Source organism: Sphingomonas qomolangmaensis (assembly GCF_024496245.1).
GTDB classification, from domain to species: domain Bacteria; phylum Pseudomonadota; class Alphaproteobacteria; order Sphingomonadales; family Sphingomonadaceae; genus Sphingomonas; species Sphingomonas qomolangmaensis.
Map to the genome: position 1 here is coordinate 847,667 of NZ_CP101740.1, position 18,303 is coordinate 865,969.

The 18,303-nt window shown below is 64.5% G+C and carries 15 protein-coding genes; 12 read left to right on the forward strand and 3 right to left on the reverse strand.

The features are described from left to right. Window positions 1-17 precede the first annotated feature (17 nt). The gene (locus NMP03_RS04070; RefSeq protein WP_256507252.1) at window positions 18-494 is read right to left on the reverse strand and encodes an Hsp20 family protein; all 477 of its coding nucleotides are present in this window, start codon (window positions 492-494) and stop codon (window positions 18-20) included. A 259-nt stretch (window positions 495-753) separates the two neighbouring features. Here NMP03_RS04070 and NMP03_RS04075 point away from each other — a divergent pair, with 259 nt between their 5' ends. From NMP03_RS04075 to NMP03_RS04100, 6 genes are all read left to right on the forward strand, one after another. Beyond that, window positions 754-3,231: a TonB-dependent receptor gene (locus NMP03_RS04075; protein ID WP_256507253.1), complete on the forward strand. Its 2,478-nt coding sequence runs from the start codon at window positions 754-756 to the stop codon at window positions 3,229-3,231. A 438-nt stretch (window positions 3,232-3,669) separates the two neighbouring features. Continuing rightward, the gene (locus tag NMP03_RS04080; RefSeq protein WP_256507254.1) at window positions 3,670-4,920 is read left to right on the forward strand and encodes a lipoprotein-releasing ABC transporter permease subunit; all 1,251 of its coding nucleotides are present in this window, start codon (window positions 3,670-3,672) and stop codon (window positions 4,918-4,920) included. Beyond that, window positions 4,913-5,587, forward strand: a complete 675-nt coding sequence (locus NMP03_RS04085; protein ID WP_256507255.1) for an ABC transporter ATP-binding protein — start codon at window positions 4,913-4,915, stop codon at window positions 5,585-5,587. The genes NMP03_RS04080 and NMP03_RS04085 overlap by 8 nt, the downstream gene beginning before the upstream one ends. Beyond that, on the forward strand, window positions 5,584-6,063 hold the full coding sequence (locus NMP03_RS04090; protein WP_256507256.1) for a glutathione peroxidase: 480 nt from the start codon (window positions 5,584-5,586) through the stop codon (window positions 6,061-6,063). The genes NMP03_RS04085 and NMP03_RS04090 overlap by 4 nt, the downstream gene beginning before the upstream one ends. Before the next feature lie 112 nt (window positions 6,064-6,175). Continuing rightward, window positions 6,176-9,733, forward strand: coding sequence for a DNA polymerase III subunit alpha (dnaE, locus tag NMP03_RS04095; RefSeq protein WP_256507257.1), 3,558 nt, complete (start codon window positions 6,176-6,178; stop codon window positions 9,731-9,733). 86 nt (window positions 9,734-9,819) lie between these two features. Beyond that, window positions 9,820-11,451: a long-chain fatty acid--CoA ligase gene (locus NMP03_RS04100; RefSeq protein ID WP_256507258.1), complete on the forward strand. Its 1,632-nt coding sequence runs from the start codon at window positions 9,820-9,822 to the stop codon at window positions 11,449-11,451. Between the two features lie 115 nt (window positions 11,452-11,566). Here NMP03_RS04100 and NMP03_RS04105 read toward each other — a convergent pair whose 3' ends face one another. Then, entirely contained in the window at window positions 11,567-12,787 is a 1,221-nt protein-coding gene (locus NMP03_RS04105) for an NADP-dependent isocitrate dehydrogenase (protein WP_256507259.1), read from the reverse strand. A gap of 121 nt (window positions 12,788-12,908) precedes the next feature. On the opposite strand from NMP03_RS04105, the gene NMP03_RS04110 reads away from it, so the two are divergent. Further along, the gene (locus tag NMP03_RS04110; RefSeq protein ID WP_256507260.1) at window positions 12,909-13,640 is read left to right on the forward strand and encodes a phosphatidylserine decarboxylase; all 732 of its coding nucleotides are present in this window, start codon (window positions 12,909-12,911) and stop codon (window positions 13,638-13,640) included. Next, window positions 13,640-14,422: a CDP-alcohol phosphatidyltransferase family protein gene (locus tag NMP03_RS04115; protein ID WP_256507261.1), complete on the forward strand. Its 783-nt coding sequence runs from the start codon at window positions 13,640-13,642 to the stop codon at window positions 14,420-14,422. Before NMP03_RS04110 ends, NMP03_RS04115 begins: the two co-directional genes overlap by 1 nt. Here the strand turns inward: NMP03_RS04115 and NMP03_RS04120 are convergent. Continuing rightward, complete coding sequence (locus NMP03_RS04120; protein WP_256507262.1) at window positions 14,373-14,594, reverse strand: hypothetical protein; 222 nt, start codon at window positions 14,592-14,594, stop codon at window positions 14,373-14,375. The two genes, NMP03_RS04115 and NMP03_RS04120, sit on opposite strands and share 50 nt — an antisense overlap. 274 nt (window positions 14,595-14,868) lie before the next feature. Here NMP03_RS04120 and rpsB point away from each other — a divergent pair, with 274 nt between their 5' ends. The 4 genes from rpsB (at window position 14,869) to frr (ending at window position 18,209) form a co-directional block, all read left to right on the forward strand. Beyond that, window positions 14,869-15,768: a 30S ribosomal protein S2 gene (gene rpsB / locus NMP03_RS04125; RefSeq protein WP_256507263.1), complete on the forward strand. Its 900-nt coding sequence runs from the start codon at window positions 14,869-14,871 to the stop codon at window positions 15,766-15,768. A 96-nt stretch (window positions 15,769-15,864) separates the two neighbouring features. Continuing rightward, window positions 15,865-16,797 (forward strand): translation elongation factor Ts, encoded by a 933-nt coding sequence (tsf, locus tag NMP03_RS04130; RefSeq protein ID WP_256507264.1) that lies wholly within the window; start codon window positions 15,865-15,867, stop codon window positions 16,795-16,797. A gap of 119 nt (window positions 16,798-16,916) precedes the next feature. Beyond that, window positions 16,917-17,639, forward strand: coding sequence for a UMP kinase (gene pyrH, locus NMP03_RS04135; protein ID WP_256507265.1), 723 nt, complete (start codon window positions 16,917-16,919; stop codon window positions 17,637-17,639). Window positions 17,640-17,651: 12 nt separating this feature from the next. Beyond that, a complete protein-coding gene (gene frr / locus NMP03_RS04140; RefSeq protein WP_256507266.1) occupies window positions 17,652-18,209 on the forward strand; it encodes a ribosome recycling factor in 558 nt (185 codons plus the stop codon). Window positions 18,210-18,303: the final 94 nt, after the last annotated feature.

Genomic DNA, 18,303 nt, shown 5'->3' on the forward strand with positions numbered 1-18,303 from the left:
CTAGTGGGTCAACGCACTCAGGCGGCTTCGGCCGTTGGGTGCGTCAGGATCGAATGGTCGCCGGGCTGACCGTCGCTGATGGCGATCTTGCGCGGCTTCATCGTATCGGGGACTTCGCGGACCAGATCGATCGTCAGCAGCCCGTCAGCGAGCGCTGCATTTTCGACCCGAACGAAATCGGCAAGCTCGAAGCGACGCTCGAAGCTGCGGTTGGCGATCCCCAGGTGCAGGAACGCGCTGCGCTGCTCGGCGCTTTCGTCGGCCTTCTTGCCGCTGACCAGCAACAGGTTCTGCTGCGCGACGATGTCGATCTCGTCGGTCTTGAAGCCTGCAACCGCTAGCGTGATGCGATAGCGGTCCTCGGCGGTCCGCTCGAGATTGAACGGCGGGTAATTGTCGCCCGACGCCTGGCGCGAGCTTGCCTCGAGCAGGTCGAACAGGCGGTCGAAGCCGATCGTCGAGCGGCGATAGGGGGTGAAATCAAAACGGCTCATGTCAAATCCTCCTTGTGAGCAACGTGACGATGTGAAGGCGCCCACCGATGGCGCGGCGCGGATTGCGAGCGGCCCGAATGGCACCGTTGCCTGACTGATTTGGTTCGAGCGCGACGATTTTCAAGCATCGTTGCCGGCAAAAACTTCACCTACGTCGGAGGCAAAAGGAATCCATATCGACTGACTGGGTATGAATTGAGATACTGGGGCATATTCGAAGCCCGGGAGCGATTTGATGACACTAACGTCCGTAAGCCTGATGACGCTCGCCATGCTGCAAACCGCGCAGGCGAAGGAACCCGCCCAGCCCGCGATCGCGCCGGTGGAGCAACAGGTTTCACCGGAGCAGGGAGGCGCTTCAGCAGAAGCGTCGAGCGCTACGCCGCCACAGGGGGGCGGCGAGATCGTCGTCACCGCCCGCCGCCGGACCGAGTCGGTGCAGACCGTGCCGATCGCGATCTCGGTAATCGGCGGCGAGACGCTCGATGCGCAGGGCACCTACAATATCAGCCGGCTGACCCAGCTGCAGCCAACGCTGCAATTCTATTCGCAGAATCCGCGCAACACCTTCATCAATATCCGCGGGATCGGCGCGCCGTTCGGCCTGACCAACGACGGGTTCGAACAGGGCGTCGGCATCTATGTCGACGATGTGCATTACAACCGGATCGCCTCGGCGACGCTCGACTTCGTCGATGTCCAGCAGATCGAAACGCTGCGCGGGCCGCAGGGGACGCTGTACGGCAAGAACACCACCGCGGGCGCGATCAACATCACCACCCAGCCGCCGAGCTTCGAGCTCGAGGGCAAGGGGGAGATTTCGTTCGGCAACCTCAATTTCAAACAAGGCAAGGGATCGATCTCGGGGCCGCTGTCGGACACGATCGCCGCGCGGCTGAGCGTGACCTCGACCAGCCGTCGTGGCACGATCTTCAACAGCACAACGAACACCTACATCCAATCGCAGGACAGCCTGGGTATCCGTGGATCGGTTTTGTGGCGCGCGGCACCTAATCTCGACCTGACCTTTGCGGGCGACTTCAACCTGCAGGATCCGATCTGCTGCGCGTTCGTGAACGGAGGCTACGGGCCTACGCAGCGGCTAGCGAACCGGCAATATCCGGCGTTGCTGGGCTATTTCCCGGGATATGTCGCGCCCACCACCAACCCCTATGATCGAGTGACCGATGTCGATGCCGCGCTTCGCGCTCGCAACGAACATGGCGGCCTGTCGGCGCGTGCGGTGTGGGACGTCGGCGATCGCAGCACCATCACGTCGATCACCGCATGGCGCTATTGGGATTGGACCCCCGCGAACGACCGCGATTACACCGGCCTGCCGATCTATACGAAGGTGAACAACCCCACCGTCCAGGATCAATATTCGCAGGAATTCGGATTCAATCACCAGGGCGCCGGGTTCGATTTCGTCACCGGCTTGTTCGCATTCCTTCAGAAGATCCGCACCAGCGGCATCCAGGAGACGGGGCCAGCGGCGAGCAAATCGCTGCTCAACCCGACCAGCGCGCTGTCGAACAATCCAGCGGTGCTCGACAACGTCGTGGCGATCAACGACATCCGGCTCGATAACATCAGCCTGGCGGCATACGGCAAGCTGAACTTGGAGGTCACCGACCGGCTGACGCTGTCGCCGGGTCTGCGGGTGAATTACGACAAGAAGCAGGGGCTGTACGATTCGGTGGTCACCGGCACCGCGTCGAACGGGACGCGGCAGATCGTGTCGGCGGTGCCGGGCTCGCCCTCGTACAACGATCCCTGGACCGCGGCGCAGCGCGGCATCCAGGCATCGCAATTCTTCGAGCCCGCATTCAGCGCCTGGAACCTGTCGTATGACGTGAACCTGGCGTATGAGCTGACCGACAACGTGAACCTGTACGCGACCTATGCCCGCGCGTTCAAAACCGGCGGCATCAACCTCAACGGCGTTCCAGCCGACGCCGACGGCGCGCCGATCCTCGCCGCCTCGACGATCAAGCCCGAAAAGGTCGATCACTTCGAAGTAGGTATCAAGAGCCAGTTCTGGGGCCGCCGCGCGACCCTCAACGTCACTGGCTTCTGGACCGAGATCCAGGACTTCCAGGCGAACGTCACCAACGGCCAGTTCGGGACGGTGCGCGGCTATCTCGCCAATGCCGAGCAGGTGCGCAGCCGCGGGATCGAAGCCGATTTCTCGATCCGCCCGAGCGCGCGTATCAACGCGTATCTGAGCGGCGCCTACACCGACGCGAGCTATACCCGCTTCGTCGATGCGCCATGCCCGCCCGAATTGTCGGGGGGCACCGTCGTGACCGGCAGCCAGCAACCCGGCGCGGCCGGGGTTCCCGGCGCGCTCAGCCCCGCCAATTGCGATGTGTCGGGGCAGGTGCTGCCCGGCGTGTCGGAATGGGCGGCATCGTGGGGCGCCGAGGGCAACGCGCCGGGCGTGTTGTTCGGCGAAACCGGGCAGCTCTATGTCGGCTACGACGCGAGCTACCGGTCGGACTGGTCATCGAACCCGTCGCCATCGATCTACACCAGGGTCGATGCCTATTCGTTGCACAATTTCCGCGTCGGCTTCCGCACCGGCCGCTTCGACAGCTTCGTCTGGCTGCGCAACGCCTTCGACCAGAATTATATCGACCTGCTGCTCGCGGGCACCGGGGGCAATACCGGGCTGATCGCGGCACAGGTCGGCGATCCGCGGACCTTCGGCGGCACGATCAAGTTCGACTTCTAGTCTGCGAGCGGCGTGGAGGATCGGACTTCGGACGATCGCGGCAAGTTATCTGTTCAACGGTCGGAAGACCTGGCCAAGCGCTCGAACAGATTGCGCTGCAACCGCGAAGAAGAACGCCAGACATGCAAACGCCCGGATCGTTGCCGATCCGGGCGCCTGCGTGACGATCGCTCGTCAGCCCCCATTTTTAGCTTCCGCCCACACACCGGTCTTTCGACCAGCGGGGCCTGAAGCCTCCCCGAACCGCGGCCATTGCCTGCACTTCGATAGTCGTGGCCTAGGCCTGTCGCGGGCCGATGTCACCGGAAATGCAGGCATGTATTTCCGAATCGTTTCACCATGTGTTCATTTGGCAACAGCACTGATTGCGCGGCTTGTTGCGGAACCGTAAGGCACGCTGCAGCACATGAACCCGCTCCCCGTAACCCAAGGCTTTCCATGATCCTGTCGCGCTACGAACGCATGATCGCCCGGCGCTATTTGCTGCCGGGCAGGGGCGAGGCGTTCATCTTCCTGGTCGCGGGCATCAGCCTGTTCGCGGTGATGCTCGGGGTGGCGGCGCTCGTCATCGTGATGAGCGTGATGAACGGGTTCCGCGCCGAGCTGTTCGACAAGATCGTCGGGCTCAACGGCCATGCGGTCGTACAGGGCTATGGCGGGCAATTGCGCGACTGGCGCGACATCGTGCGCGAGGCGCGCGAAACGCCCGGGGTCACGAGTGCGACACCGCTGATCGAACAGCCGCTGATGGCCGATTTCAATGGCCGGACGCAGGCGGTGATCCTGCGCGGGATGCGGGTCGAGGATATCCGCAGCAACCCGACGATCCGCGACAATGTCATTCTGGGCGATCTGTCGCGGCTCTCCAACGGATCGAACACCATCGCGATCGGGTCGCGGCTGGCCGAGGCGCTAGGTGCGACGGTCGGTACCGATGTGTCGCTCATCAGTTTCCAGGGGGTGGCGACGCCGATGGGGACGGTACCGCGCATCGTGTCGTACCGGATCGGCGCGATCTTCGAGGTGGGGGTGTTCGACTATGACAAGGCGTTCGTGATCCTGCCGATGGAGGATGCGCAAACCTTGCTGCTGATGGGCGATTCGGTGGGGATGGTTGAGATCGACACCGTCGATCCCGACCGTGTCGGCGAGATATTGCAGCCGCTCGCCGCCAAGATCGGATCGCGTGGGGTGCTCAACGATTGGCGCCGGCTCAACGCCGAGATTTTCGAGGCGCTCGCGGTCGATCGGTTGGTGACCTTCACTGTGCTGTCGATCCTGATCCTGGTCGCGGTGTTCAACATCCTGTCGTCGCTGATCATGCTGGTGCGCGCCAAGACGCGCGACATCGCGATCCTGCGGACGATGGGGGCGACGCGCTACGGCCTGATCCGCATCTTCGTGACGGTCGGCACGACGATCGGCTCGCTGGGAATCCTCGCGGGGCTGATCCTGGGCTTCATCTTCCTGTTCTTCCGGCAGCAGGTGCTCGCCTTCATGGGCGCGGTGACCGGGCAGCAGATCTGGGATCCCTCGATGCGCTACCTCACCGAATTGCCCGCCAAGACCGATCCCTGGGAGGTCGCAGGCATCGTGCTGATGGCGTTCGTCTTCTCGTTCCTCGCCACGCTGTACCCCGCATTCAAGGCGGCGAGTACCGATCCGGTCCAGGTGCTTCGCTATGAATGAGCCCGTCCTCCAGACCACCGGGCTCATGCGCTCGTTCGAGCAGGGCGGGCACAAGATCGAAGTGCTGCGCGGTGTCGACCTGGCGGTGGCGCCGGGTGAGATCGTCGCGCTGCTCGGGCCTTCGGGCTCGGGCAAGTCGACCCTGCTGCAGGCGGTTGGCCTGCTCGAGGGCGGCTTCGAGGGATCGATCCGGATCGCGGGCACCGAAGTCGCCAAGCTCGACAGCAATGGCCGCACCGTCACGCGGCGCGACCAGATGGGGTTCATCTATCAGTTCCACCATCTGCTGCCCGACTTCACCGCCGCCGAAAACGTGATCCTGCCGCTGCTGATCCACGGCGCGACCCAGGCCGATGCCGAGGCGCGCGCCGAGGAATTGCTTTCGGCGCTGGGTCTCGCGAAGCGGCTGACGCATCGCCCGAGCCAATTGTCGGGGGGCGAGCAGCAACGAGTCGCGGTCGCGCGCGCGCTCGCCAATCGGCCTGCGCTGGTGCTCGCCGACGAGCCGACCGGCAATCTCGACGAGGCGACCGCCGACATCGTGTTCGCCGAATTCCTGCGGTTGGTGCGCGGCGAGGGATCGTCGGCGTTGGTAGCGACACATAACGAACGGCTGGCGCTGCGGATGGACCGCGTTGTCCGGCTGCACGAGGGGAGGCTGCAATGACCGACGTCACCGCGATCCCGGTAACCGCCGCCGATGGCACGCCGACCGATCTGTCCGATCATGCGGGCAAGGTGCTGCTGATCGTCAACGTCGCGTCGAAATGCGGCTTTACTCCGCAATATACCGGCCTCGAGGCGCTGCACCGCCGGTTCGCCGAGCGCGGCTTTGCGGTGCTGGGGTTTCCCTGCAACCAGTTCGGCGCGCAGGAGCCGGGCGACGCCGCCGAAATCGCGAAATTCTGTTCGCTGACCTATGACGTGACCTTTCCGGTCTATGCCAAGCTCGACGTCAATGGCGACGATGCCGCGCCGCTGTACCGGCATTTGAAGGAGCAGGCGCCGGGCTTGCTCGGCAGCAAAGCGGTGAAATGGAATTTCACCAAGTTCCTGGTCGATCGCGACGGTCGCGTGGTCGAACGCTATGCGCCGCAGACTGTGCCCGAGGCGATCGCCAAGGATATCGAAGCGCTACTGTAAATCCCCCTCCCGCTTGCGGGAGGGGGAACGAGCGTTCGGAAAGGGGGAAGAAGGTTGTGGATAATTTCCCCGCGCCCTTTCCACCCTCCGCCGCACGACCTACCCTGAAGCCATGTCCCACTCCGGCTTCGTGCCCCTCCGCGTCTTTTCCTGCTACACCATGCTCGACGGGGCGATCGAGCCCAAGGCGATCGCCAAGCACGCACGCCGGCTGAAATTCCCCGCGGTCGCGATGACCGATCGCAACGGGCTGTACGCTGCAATGGCGTTCGGCGACGCGTGCAAGAGCGAGGGCGTCCAGCCGATCGTCGGCACGATGCTGTCGATCGCGCGGCCGGGCAGCCCCGAGGGGCGCGCGCCGATCGTCGACTGGATCGCGCTCTATGCGCAGGACGAAGCCGGCTACGACAATCTGTGCGCCTTGGTGTCCGAGGCGCATCTGGGCCGCCCGGTCGAATGGGAGCCGCATGTCCAGCTCTCGGCGCTCGAAGGGCGCACCGACGGGCTGATCGCGCTGACTGCGGGCGGCGAGGGTGCGCTCGCTCGGCTACTCGCCGAGGGGCAGGACAGCGAGGCCGCCGCCTATCTCGCCGCGCTCGAACAACTATTTCCCGACCGGCTCTATATCGAGCTGACGCGGCGCGGCGACCCGATCGAGATCCGCGCGGAGGCCGGCCTGATCGCTTTCGCCTATGATCGCTATCTGCCGCTGGTCGCGACCAACCCTTCTTGCTTCGCCGAAGCCGATTTTCATGCGGCACACGACGCGATGCTGTGCATCGCCAGCTCGTCCTATGTAATGTCCGAGGACCGGACGCGCAGCTCGCCCGAGGCGTGGATGAAGCCCGCGCAGGAGATGGAGCGGCAGTTCGCCGACCTGCCAGAGGCGCTGGCGAACACGCTGGTCGTCGCGCAGCGCTGCGCGGTGGCGGCACCCTATCGCAAGCCGATCCTGCCCAGCCTTGCCGGCGACCGCGAAGGCGAGGCGACGAAGCTGCGCGATGATGCGCGCGCGGGGTTGGAAGCGCGGTTGGCGAAGATCCTCGCGATCGAGGCGGCAAAACAAGAACCGTTCGCTTCGAGCGAAGTCGAGAAGCCCGCGCCCGACCAGGGTTTCTCGACTGCGCTCGAAACGAACGGGGATCGTTTCCAGCCCTATCGCGACCGGCTCGAATTCGAGCTCGACGTCATCGTCGGCATGGGTTTTCCCGGCTATTTCCTGATCGTCGCCGATTTCATCAAATGGGCGAAGGACAATGGCATTCCCGTCGGCCCGGGCCGTGGTTCGGGTGCGGGTTCGGTCGTTGCCTGGGCGCTGACGATCACCGATCTCGACCCGATGAAGCTGGGGTTGCTGTTCGAACGCTTCCTGAACCCAGAGCGCGTGTCGATGCCCGACTTCGACATCGATTTCTGCGAAACCCGCCGCGGCGAGGTGATCCGCTACGTCCAGCAGAAATATGGCAGCGACCATGTCGCGCAGATCATCACCTTCGGTAAGCTGAAGGCACGCGCAGTGCTCAAGGATACCGGGCGCGTGCTCCAGATGAGCTATGGCCAGGTCGATCGCCTCGCCAAGCTGGTGCCCAACCACCCGACCGACCCCTGGACACTCGAACGCGCGATCAACGGCGTGTCCGAAATGGCGCATGCCTATGAGCGCGAGGACGATGTTCGCCGGCTGCTCGACCTGGCCAAGCAGCTAGAGGGCCTGCCACGCCATTCGTCGACCCATGCCGCCGGCGTGGTGATCGGCGACCGGCCGCTGGCGCAACTGGTGCCGCTCTATCGCGATCCGCGATCGGACATGCCGGTGACCCAGTTCGACATGAAATATGTCGAGGGTGCCGGGCTGGTGAAGTTCGACTTTCTGGGCCTCAAGACACTGTCGGTGCTGCGAAAGGGAACCGACCTGCTCGCCAAGCGCGGGATCAGCGTCGATCTCGACACGCTCGAATGGGATGATGCCGGGGTCTATGAACTGCTCCAGCACGGCGACACCGTCGGCGTGTTCCAACTCGAATCCGAAGGGATGCGGCGGACGCTGTCGGCCGTGCGCCCGTCGAACTTCGGCGACATCATCGCGCTCGTCTCGCTATATCGGCCAGGCCCGATGGACAATATCCCGATGTTCGGCGCGCGCAAAAACGGCCGCGAACCCGTCACCTATCCGCACCCGCTGCTCGAGCCGATCCTGAACGAAACCTACGGGATTTTCGTCTATCAGGAACAGGTGATGCAGGCGGCGCAGGTGCTGGCGGGCTATAGCCTGGGCGGTGCGGACATGCTGCGGCGCGCGATGGGCAAGAAGATCAAGGCCGAGATGGACGCGCAGCGCGCGGGTTTCGTCGATGGCTGCCTGAGCGTCAACGGCATCAAGGCGGCAGAGGCCAACGCGCTGTTCGACTTGATCGACAAGTTCGCGGGCTATGGCTTCAACAAATCGCACGCCGCCGCCTATGCGCTCCTCGCCTACCAGACCGCCTGGATGAAGGCGCATTACCCGCACGAATTCTACGCGGCGTCGATGTGCTTCGACATGGGGCAGACCGACAAATTGGCGATCTTCGTCGACGACATGAAGCGGTTGGGCGTTACTTGCCTAGGCCCCGACGTGAATGCGAGCGAGGCCGAGTTCGACGTGCAGGCGCATGGCGACGGGCTGGCGGTGCGCTATGCCCTCGGTGCGCTGAAAGGCGTCGGCGAGCGGGCGATGGAGCAGATTGCCGACGAACGCCGCACTGGCGGCAGCTTCGCCTCGCTCGACGACATTGCGCGCCGCGTCGATCCGCGGATGCTCAACAAGCGCCAGGTCGAGACGCTGGCAGCGGCAGGCGCGTTCGATGCGATCGAACCCAACCGCCCCGGCGTCCACGCTGCCGCCGAGACGATCCTGGCGACCGCGCAGCGGGTCCATGCCGGCAAGACCAGCGGGCAGGGCGGGCTGTTCGGCGAGGGGGAAGCGAGCGAGCCGCCGATCCGCCTGCCCGCCAAGGCGAGCTGGTCGCTCGCAGAGCGGATCGGCGCGGAGAAGGACGCATTCGGTTTCTTCTTCTCGGCGCATCCGCTCGATCGTTACGCCCATTTGGCCAAGGTCCACGCCGCGCGGCCGATCGCGGCGCTGGGCGACGTGCATGTGCCCGATGGCGCGCGCGCGGGCGCGACGATCTCGGCGCTGATCGAGGATGCGCGCTGGCGCACCTCGGCGCGCGGCAAGCGCTACATGATGCTGACGCTGTCCGATGCATCGGCGACGATCACCGCCACCTGTTTCGAGGAATCGACCGCCAACGCGCTCGAGGAAGCGTCGAAGGCGGGCGGATGCGGGCTGTTGCAGGTCGAGCTCGATCGACGCCCGGGCGAGGATGCCGCGCGCGTGACGGTGAAGACCGTCCAGGGGTTCGAGACGCTGTCGAACAACGCCAAGCTGGTGCTGACCTTGTGGGTCGACGCGGCATCGGCGCTGCCGCTGCTGGCATCGGCGCTGCGCGACCAGCGCGGCGGGCGCGGACGGGTGCGGGTGATGGCGACGCTGCCCGACGGTGCCGAGGCCGAAGTGCTGCTGGGCGAGGACTTCCTGCTCGACGACGAGCTGGTTTCAGGGCTGGGCGCGATACCCGGGGTGCGCGCGGTCGACCTGATGAGCCCCAAGCTGGCGCTCGCCGGCTAGCCCGCCACCTTCACCATACTCGAACCTGCTGGACGCGCGGGGCTCAGCGGCTATTCTCCATACCAAAGAAACGAATGGAGAGAGCGATGCTGGGTGGAATGCAGGATTTCGAGCTGCGCGTGCCGCGCCTGGTCGAACATGCCGAGCGCGAGCATCCGACGCGCGAGATCGTCACCCGCTGGGCCGATGGCAGCGAAACGCGGACCGACTGGGCGGGCATAGCACGCGACTCGCGCAAGCTGGCGCAAGCGCTCGAGCGGCTCGGGCTCAAGCCCGGCGACCGCGTCGCGACGCTGGCGATGAACCATTCGCGGCACCTGATCGCCTGGTACGGCACGATCGGGATGGGCGGCATCATTCACACGATCAACCCGCGGCTGTTCCCCGACCAGCTCGCCTATATCGCCAACCACGCCGAAGACCGGGTGCTGATGTACGACCGGATGTTCCAACCGATCGTCGACAAGATGAAGCCGCATTGGACGACGATCGAGCATTATATCGTCTTCGATCCGGGATCGGAGACTGGAGCGGGTGATGCCGCCACCGACAGCTTCGAGGCGCTGATCGCCCCCGAAGGCGGCGACTATGCCTGGGTCGAGGGCAGCGAGCGCGATCCGTGCATGCTGTGCTACACCAGCGGCACGACGGGCAATCCCAAGGGCGTGCTCTACAGCCACCGCTCGTCGATGATCCATGCGCTGGTCGAGCTGCAACCGTCGGTGTTCGATCTGTCGGCGCGCTCGGTGGCGATGCCGATCGTGCCGATGTTCCATGCGGTGGGGTGGGGGATGCCCTTCGCCGGGCCCGCGGTAGGGCTGAAGTTCGTCTTCTCGTGCGTCAACGAGCCCAGGATATTGTGCGAGCTGATGAACCGCGAAAAGGTCACGCACTCTGCCGGGGTGCCGACGGTGTGGTTCGGCATGTTCGAATATATGGACGCGACCGGCGAGGCGCCGCAGCATTTGCAGGTGGTGACGATCGGCGGGTCGGCGGCGCCGCGATCGATGATCGAGCGGATCATGAAGATGGGGGTGCGCGTCAACCACGCCTGGGGGATGACCGAAACCTCGCCGATCGGCACCATCGGCGCCAAGAGCTATGATTGGGACGAGCTGAGCTTCGAGCAGCAGGTCGATCAGGTCTGCAAGCAGGGGCGCGCACCCTTCGGAATCGAGATGCGGATCGTCGACGATGCCGACACCGTCCTGCCGCGCGACGGCGCGAGCTCGGGGCGGCTGCAGGTGCGCGGTCCCTGGGTGATCCACCAATATTATGGCGAGGAGGTGCCGTGCTGCGACGCCGATGGCTGGTTCGACACCGGCGACGTCGCGATGATCCACCCCGACAACACGATGCAGATCACCGATCGCGCGAAGGATGTCATCAAGTCGGGGGGTGAATGGATCAGCTCGGTCGAGCTCGAGAACGCCGCGGTCGGTTGTCCGGGGGTGGCGGAGGCGGCGGCGATCGGGGTGTATCATCCGCGCTGGGAAGAGCGGCCGATCCTGCTGGTGGTGCGCAAGCCCGACAGCGATGTGTCGGTCGAGGCGATCCAGGCGCATCTGGCGACGCAGGTCGCGAAATGGTGGCTGCCCGACGAAATCCACTTCGTCGATTCGCTGCCACACACCGCGACGGGCAAGCTGCTCAAGACCGCGATCCGCGAGCAATATAAGGACTTCAGCCTGAGCGAGGCGCCGACCGCCGCAGGCTGAAACTGGGCCAACCTAACGGACCCGGTGCGTCCGAAACCAACCGACCGGGTCCGCGTGAAACAAACGGATTTGGAGCGACGCCCTGCCGAAGCTGGCAAGGCGTCGCTCGCGATCTTTAGCGCTGTGCGCCCATCGCGGTTTCGAGGTTCACACGAACGGCTTCGAAGAACTGCTCGGTGGTCATCCACGGCTGGTTGGGGCCGATCAGGATCGCGAGGTCCTTGGTCATCTGGCCCGATTCGACGGTCTCGACGCAGACGCGCTCGAGCGTCTCGGCGAACTGCGTCACTTCGGGGGTGCCGTCGAACTTGCCGCGATATTTCAGGCCGCCGGTCCAGGCGAAGATCGACGCGATCGGATTGGTCGACGTCGCCTTGCCCTGCTGATGCTGGCGATAGTGGCGCGTAACGGTGCCGTGCGCTGCTTCGGCCTCGACGGTCTTGCCGTCGGGGGTCATCAGCACCGAGGTCATCAGCCCGAGCGAGCCGAACCCCTGCGCGACGGTGTCCGACTGAACGTCGCCGTCATAGTTCTTGCACGCCCACACGAATTCGCCGTGCCACTTGAGCGCCGATGCGACCATGTCGTCGATCAGGCGATGCTCATAGACGATGTTCGCGTCCTTGAACTGGGCCTCGAACTCGGTCTCGAACACTTCGGCGAAGATGTCCTTGAAGCGCCCATCATAGGCCTTCATGATCGTGTTCTTGGTCGACAGATAGACCGGCCATTTGCGGTCGAGGCCGTAGTTCAGGCTCGAACGCGCGAAGTCGCGGATCGAATCGTCGAGATTGTACATCGCCATCGCGACGCCAGCGCTCGGGAAGCGGAACACTTCCTCGTCGATCACGACGCCGTCATCGCCTTCGAACACCAGCCGCAGCTTGCCGGGGCCGGGCACGCGATAATCGGTCGCGCGATACTGGTCGCCGAACGCATGACGGCCGACAACGATCGGCTTGGTCCAGCCGGGCACCAGACGCGGCACGTTCGAGATCACGATCGGCTCGCGGAAAACCACGCCGCCCAGGATGTTGCGGATCGTGCCGTTGGGCGACTTCCACATCTTCTTGAGGCCAAATTCCTCGACGCGCTGCTCGTCGGGGGTGATCGTCGCGCATTTCACGCCGACGCCATATTTCTGGATCGCCTTGGCGCTGTCGACGGTGATGCGGTCGTCGGTCTCGTCGCGCTTCTCGATCGACAGGTCGTAATATTCAAGGTCGATGTCGAGGTAGGGAAGGATCAGCCGTTCGCGGATCCATGCCCAGATGATCCGCGTCATCTCGTCGCCGTCGATTTCCACGACGGGCGTTTTTACCTTGATCTTCGCCATCAATGTCTCGCTATTCCTGAAGGGGGAGTTGCCAGCCGTCTACGGGGATGCGGCGGCGGGATCAACCGCGCGGCAGCGATGAAGCGTTGTATCGCCGCGGTCGGATCGCTATCCCTCAAATATGGCATCGCTAGACAAGCCGCCCACCGTCACATCGACGGTGAAGTGGCGCTTCCCCGCAATGCACCCCGAGGGCCGTAAATACGCGCTCGTCGCTGGAGCAATCTCTTTCCTGGCCGTCCTGTGGGGCGGCTGGTTCTGGGGATGGCCGATGATCGCGCTGACGATCTGGGTCATTTCCTTCTTCCGCGATCCGGTGCGCGTGACGCCGCAGGGCGAGCGGCTGATCGTCGCCCCAGCCGACGGATTGGTCACGATGATCGAGCGCGTCGCGCTGCCGCCCGAGCTTCGCGGCCCCGGAGGCTTGGGCGATCTGCCGCTGGTGCGCGTGTCGATTTTCATGAGCGTGTTCGACGTCCACATCAATCGCACCCCGGTGACCGGCACGATCCGCCAGGTCATCTATATCTCGGGCAAGTTCCTGAACGCCGATCTCGACAAGGCGAGCGACGAGAATGAGCGCCAGCATATCGTGGTCGAGACAAGCGACGGGATGCGGATCGGCTTCACCCAGATCGCCGGGCTGGTCGCGCGGCGTATCCTGGCGTTCACCAAGCCCGGCGACATGGTCGTGGCGGGGCAGCGTATCGGGCTGATCCGGTTCGGCAGCCGCGTCGACGTGTTCCTGCCCGAAGGCATCGAGCCGCAGGTGACCCTGGGCCAGCGCAGCATCGCGGGCGAGACGGTGCTTGGCCGGCCCAGCCTGCCCGCCGTCCGCGGGGTGGCACAATAATGGCCAAACGCGTTTCGCGTGCGCGCGGCATTCCGCTGCGCGCCATCGCCCCCAATGCGGTTACCGCGCTGGCGCTGTGCTCGGGACTGACCGGCGTGCGCTACGGCATATCGGGCGAGTGGGAACGCGCGGTATTGATGATCCTGCTCGCGGGTGCGCTCGACGGCATCGACGGGCAGATCGCGCGGATGGTGCGGGGTGAAAGCCGGTTCGGCGCCGAGCTCGACTCGCTAGCCGACTCGATTTCGTTCGGCGTGTCGCCGGCTTTGGTGGTGTATCTTTGGTCGCTGATGGCGTTTCCGCGCGTCGGCTGGATCGTCGCGCTGGTCTATGCGGTGTTCGCGGCGCTTCGGCTCGCCCGGTTCAACGCGCAGATCGACGTAGTCGAACAGCCACATAAATCCGCGGGGTTCCTGACCGGCGTGCCCGCGCCTGCGGGTGCGGGGCTAGCGATGCTGCCAATGTATCTGTCGTTTTGGACCGGCGAGGAGATCTTCCGGTCCTATTGGCTAGTGACGCCTTGGGTCGCGTTCGTCGCGTTCCTGATGGTGTCGAACCTCGCCACCTTCTCCTGGTCATCGCTCAAGCTGCGGCGGACGATCCGGTTCGAGGCGATCATCGCCGTGGTAGTCGTCGCAGCAGCGATGGTGTCGGCGCCGTTCCAGACGCTGTCGGTAGTGTGCATCGCCTATCTGGTGTCTATCCCGTTCAGCATCGCCAGCTACGCCCGCGTCAGGCGGCAGCGCGCAGCCGCGCCGGCATCACCGTCACCCTTGGCGTAACCCGCAGCGTCGCACGTGGGCGCGGCGCAGGGAGCGGCATCGAACGATATTGCACGCCGTGCGTCAACAGCGACACGATGCGGTGGGCATATGGCCGCACGGTCAGCAGGATCGTCGTGACGGCCACGGCGAGCGACGTCGAGAACAAGGCGGCAGCAAGAAAACTATTCATCGAAACAGCTCCTGGTCTGAACGCAATCTGGACGCTCAGCGACGTTGTAAGGATTTCGTAACCAAAGCCTGTGGACAAAGGTTCCGTGTTCCCGGCGTAAGCGCTATATGTTCCGTTTCCGTTCCTCGTGTCAACAGTTGATTACGCAGCCGGCTTGCTGTATGCGCCGCCGCTCAACCCCACATGGGAAGCACATATCCGGTGCCGCAACCGGCCTTTCAGGCTGGCAAGGTCCTTCGCTTCCCAGAGGAACAACCGGTAAGGAGTTATCCCTATGGCGGCACCCGTCGTCTCCATGCAGCAGCTGATCGAATCAGGCGCGCATTTCGGCCACCAGAAGCATCGGTGGAACCCCAAGATGAAGCCGTACATCTTTGGCGATCGTAACGGCGTTCACATCCTCGACCTCTCGCAGACCGTTCCGCTGTTCGCGCGCGCGCTCGATTTCGTCTCGGCGTCGGTCGCCGGTGGCGGCAAGGTGCTGTTTGTCGGCACCAAGCGCCAGGCGCAGGAGCCCGTCGCAGAGGCAGCGCGCCGTTCGGGCCAGCATTTCGTCAACCATCGCTGGCTGGGCGGCATGCTCACCAACTGGAAGACGATTTCGGGTTCGATCAAGCGCCTCAAGGCACTTGAGGAGCAGCTGTCGGGCGACACCGCGGGCCTGACCAAGAAGGAAGTGCTCCAGCTGACCCGTGAAAAGGACAAGCTGGAAATGTCGCTGGGCGGCATTCGCGACCTGAACGGCATTCCCGACATCATGTTCGTGATCGACGCGAACAAGGAAGAGCTGGCGATCAAGGAAGCCAACACGCTGGGTATCCCCGTCGTCGCGATCCTCGATTCGAACGTCTCGCCCGACGGCATCGCGTTCCCGGTTCCGGGTAACGACGACGCAGCACGCGCGATCCGCCTGTATTGCGAAGCGATGGCGATCGCTGCCACGCGCGGCAACAACGAAGCGCAGATGCGTGGCCAGGACTTCGGCGCGATGGCCGAACCCCCGGTAGAGCCCGTGCTGAGCGAGCCTGTGGCTGAAGCTGCACCTGTTGCAGCCGAAGCACCTGCAGCTGCCGAGCAGGCACCAGCTGAGCAGGCTGTGGCCGAGCCCGAGCAGGCAGCAGCCGCCAGCGAGTCCGAGACGGCTGCCGAAGGCGAGCGCCAGATCGACGCTTGAATCGACGCCCCCTTGCGGGGTGTCACTCGATTGTAATTCGGGCGGGGCAGGGCGTGAAGCACTGCCTCGCCCGCACCCATAATGAAGGAAATGAATATGGCCGAGATCACTGCCGCTGCGGTAAAGGAACTGCGTGAGCGCTCGGGCGCGGGCATGATGGACTGCAAGAAGGCGCTGTCCGAAAATGGCGGCGACATGGAAGCCGCGGTCGATTGGCTGCGCACCAAGGGCCTCGCCGCCGCGCAGAAGAAGTCGAGCCGCACCGCCGCCGAAGGGCTGGTCGGCATCGCCGTCGCCGGCACCAAGGGCGCGGTGATCGAAGTCAATTCCGAGACCGATTTCGTCGCCAAGAACGACCAGTTCCAGGCGTTCGTTCGCGAGGTGACCCAGATCGCGCTCGCCACCGGCGATGATATCGAAGCGATCAAGGCCGCCAAGATGCCGTCGGGCACCACCGTCGACGAGGCGCTGACGAACAACATCGCGACGATCGGCGAGAACCAGGCGCTGCGCCGCGCCAGCCGGATCGAAGTGTCCCAGGGCGCGGTGATCCCGTATGTCCACAACGCAGCGGCTCCCGGCCTCGGCAAGATCGGCGTGCTGGTCGCGCTCGAGAGCGCTGCCGGCGTCGATGTGCTCGAGCCCTTGGGCAAGCAGATCGCGATGCACATCGCCGCTGCCTTCCCGCTGGCGCTGCACGAGGACGAGCTCGACCAGGAAATCATCGAGCGCGAGCGTCAGATCGCGACCGAAAAGGCTGCCGACAGCGGCAAGCCTGCCGACATCATCGCCAAGATGGTCGAGGGTTCGGTCAAGAAGTTCGCCAAGGAAAACGCGTTGCTGAGCCAGCCGATCGTGATGGACGGCAAGACCCCGGTCGCGGATGTCGTCGCCAAGGCGGCCAAGGACGCCGGCAGCGAGATCAAGCTGGTCGGCTATGTCCGCTACCAGCTGGGCGAAGGCATCGAGCGCGAGAAGAGCGACTTCGCGGCCGAAGTCGCTGCGACCGCAGGCATCAACAAGGCGTAACCGGCCCACGAACCTTGTCCCGCCAGCGGGCGAAGGTTTACCAATCGCCGGTTGGCATTGCGGCGCGGCCCTTCTAAGGTCCGCGCCGTTTTGCTGCTCCCTCAAGACCGATGGAATTCATGACCAAACCCCGCTTCAACCGCATCCTCCTGAAGCTTTCGGGCGAAGTCCTGATGGGCCAGGGCCAGTTCGGCATCGACCCCGCGACCTGCGAGCGCGTGGCCAACGAAGTGCTCGCGGCCAAGCAGACCGGCCTCGAAATCTGCATGGTCGTCGGCGGCGGCAACATCTTCCGCGGCCTGGCTGGTGCGGCGCAGGGCTTCGACCGCGCGAGCGCCGATTATATGGGCATGCTCGCGACGGTGATGAACGCGCTCGCGATGCAGAACGCGCTCGAAAAGGCGGGCGTCGAAACCCGCGTCCAATCGGCGATCCCGATGGCGTCGGTGTGCGAGCCCTATATCCGTCGCCGCGCCGAGCGGCATATGGAGAAGAACCGCGTGGTGATCTTCGCCGCGGGCACCGGGCTGCCGTTCTTCACCACCGATACCACTGCGGCCTTGCGCGCCGCCGAAATGGGCTGCGACGCGCTGTTCAAGGGCACCAGCGTCGATGGCGTGTACGACGCCGACCCCAAGAAGGTGCCGACCGCGAAGCGCTATGATACCCTCAGCTTCAATCGCGTCCTTGCCGACGATCTGAAGGTGATGGACGCGAGCGCGGTCGCCTTGTGCCGCGACAACAATATCCCGATCGTCGTCTTCAACATCCGCGGCGAGGGCAATCTGTCCGCCGTCCTGCGCGGCGAAGGCACGTCGACGATCGTCCAGAACAACGTTTGAAGAGGATTTCGCATGGCCGCATATGAAAAGGCTGATTTGGAGCGCCGGATGGCTGGCGCGGTCGAATCGCTCAAGGGCGATCTGGGCGGGCTTCGCACCGGACGCGCGTCGATCTCGCTGCTCGATCCAGTAACCGTCGAGGTGTACGGCGCGCACATGCCGCTCAACCAGCTGGCGACGGTGTCGGTGCCCGAGCCGCGGATGCTGAGCGTCCAGGTGTGGGACAAAAACAATGTCGGCCCGGCCGACAAGGCGATCCGTTCGGCGGGGCTCGGCCTCAACCCGATCATGGACGGCCAGAATCTGCGGCTGCCGATCCCCGACCTGACCGAAGACCGTCGCAAGGAGCTTGCCAAGCTTGCCAGCCAATATGCCGAAAAGGCGCGGATCGCGGTGCGCAACGTCCGCCGCGACGGGATGGACAGCCTGAAGGTCGACGAGAAGAAGGGCGTCTATTCGGAAGACGAGCGCAAGCGCCACGAGGCCGAAGTGCAAAAGCTCACCGACGCCACCATCGCCGAGATCGACGCTGCGTCGGCGGCGAAGGAAAAGGAAATCCTGAACAAGTGACGTCGGTTCTGGATCGACGGGGCTTTCCTGGTTCCGTTCGTCCTGCGCTGGTCGAAGGACCGTTCTTCTTTGCCGCGCGGGCAAAAGAAGCGCA

Bases quoted from the DNA above. Each gene is read 5' to 3' on its own strand.
- NMP03_RS04080 (WP_256507254.1), top strand. From the start codon at position 3,670: ATGATCCTGTCGCGCTACGAACGCATGATCGCCCGGCGCTATTTGCTG.
- dnaE (WP_256507257.1), top strand. From the start codon at position 6,176: ATGTCCCACTCCGGCTTCGTGCCCCTCCGCGTCTTTTCCTGCTACACC.
- NMP03_RS04075 (WP_256507253.1), top strand. From the start codon at position 754: ATGACGCTCGCCATGCTGCAAACCGCGCAGGCGAAGGAACCCGCCCAG.
- NMP03_RS04090 (WP_256507256.1), top strand. From the start codon at position 5,584: ATGACCGACGTCACCGCGATCCCGGTAACCGCCGCCGATGGCACGCCG.
- NMP03_RS04100 (WP_256507258.1), top strand. From the start codon at position 9,820: ATGCTGGGTGGAATGCAGGATTTCGAGCTGCGCGTGCCGCGCCTGGTC.
- pyrH (WP_256507265.1), top strand. From the start codon at position 16,917: ATGACCAAACCCCGCTTCAACCGCATCCTCCTGAAGCTTTCGGGCGAA.
- tsf (WP_256507264.1), top strand. From the start codon at position 15,865: ATGGCCGAGATCACTGCCGCTGCGGTAAAGGAACTGCGTGAGCGCTCG.
- NMP03_RS04120 (WP_256507262.1), bottom strand. From the start codon at position 14,594: ATGAATAGTTTTCTTGCTGCCGCCTTGTTCTCGACGTCGCTCGCCGTG.
- rpsB (WP_256507263.1), top strand. From the start codon at position 14,869: ATGGCGGCACCCGTCGTCTCCATGCAGCAGCTGATCGAATCAGGCGCG.
- NMP03_RS04105 (WP_256507259.1), bottom strand. From the start codon at position 12,787: ATGGCGAAGATCAAGGTAAAAACGCCCGTCGTGGAAATCGACGGCGAC.
- NMP03_RS04070 (WP_256507252.1), bottom strand. From the start codon at position 494: ATGAGCCGTTTTGATTTCACCCCCTATCGCCGCTCGACGATCGGCTTC.
- NMP03_RS04085 (WP_256507255.1), top strand. From the start codon at position 4,913: ATGAATGAGCCCGTCCTCCAGACCACCGGGCTCATGCGCTCGTTCGAG.
- NMP03_RS04110 (WP_256507260.1), top strand. From the start codon at position 12,909: ATGGCATCGCTAGACAAGCCGCCCACCGTCACATCGACGGTGAAGTGG.
- frr (WP_256507266.1), top strand. From the start codon at position 17,652: ATGGCCGCATATGAAAAGGCTGATTTGGAGCGCCGGATGGCTGGCGCG.
- NMP03_RS04115 (WP_256507261.1), top strand. From the start codon at position 13,640: ATGGCCAAACGCGTTTCGCGTGCGCGCGGCATTCCGCTGCGCGCCATC.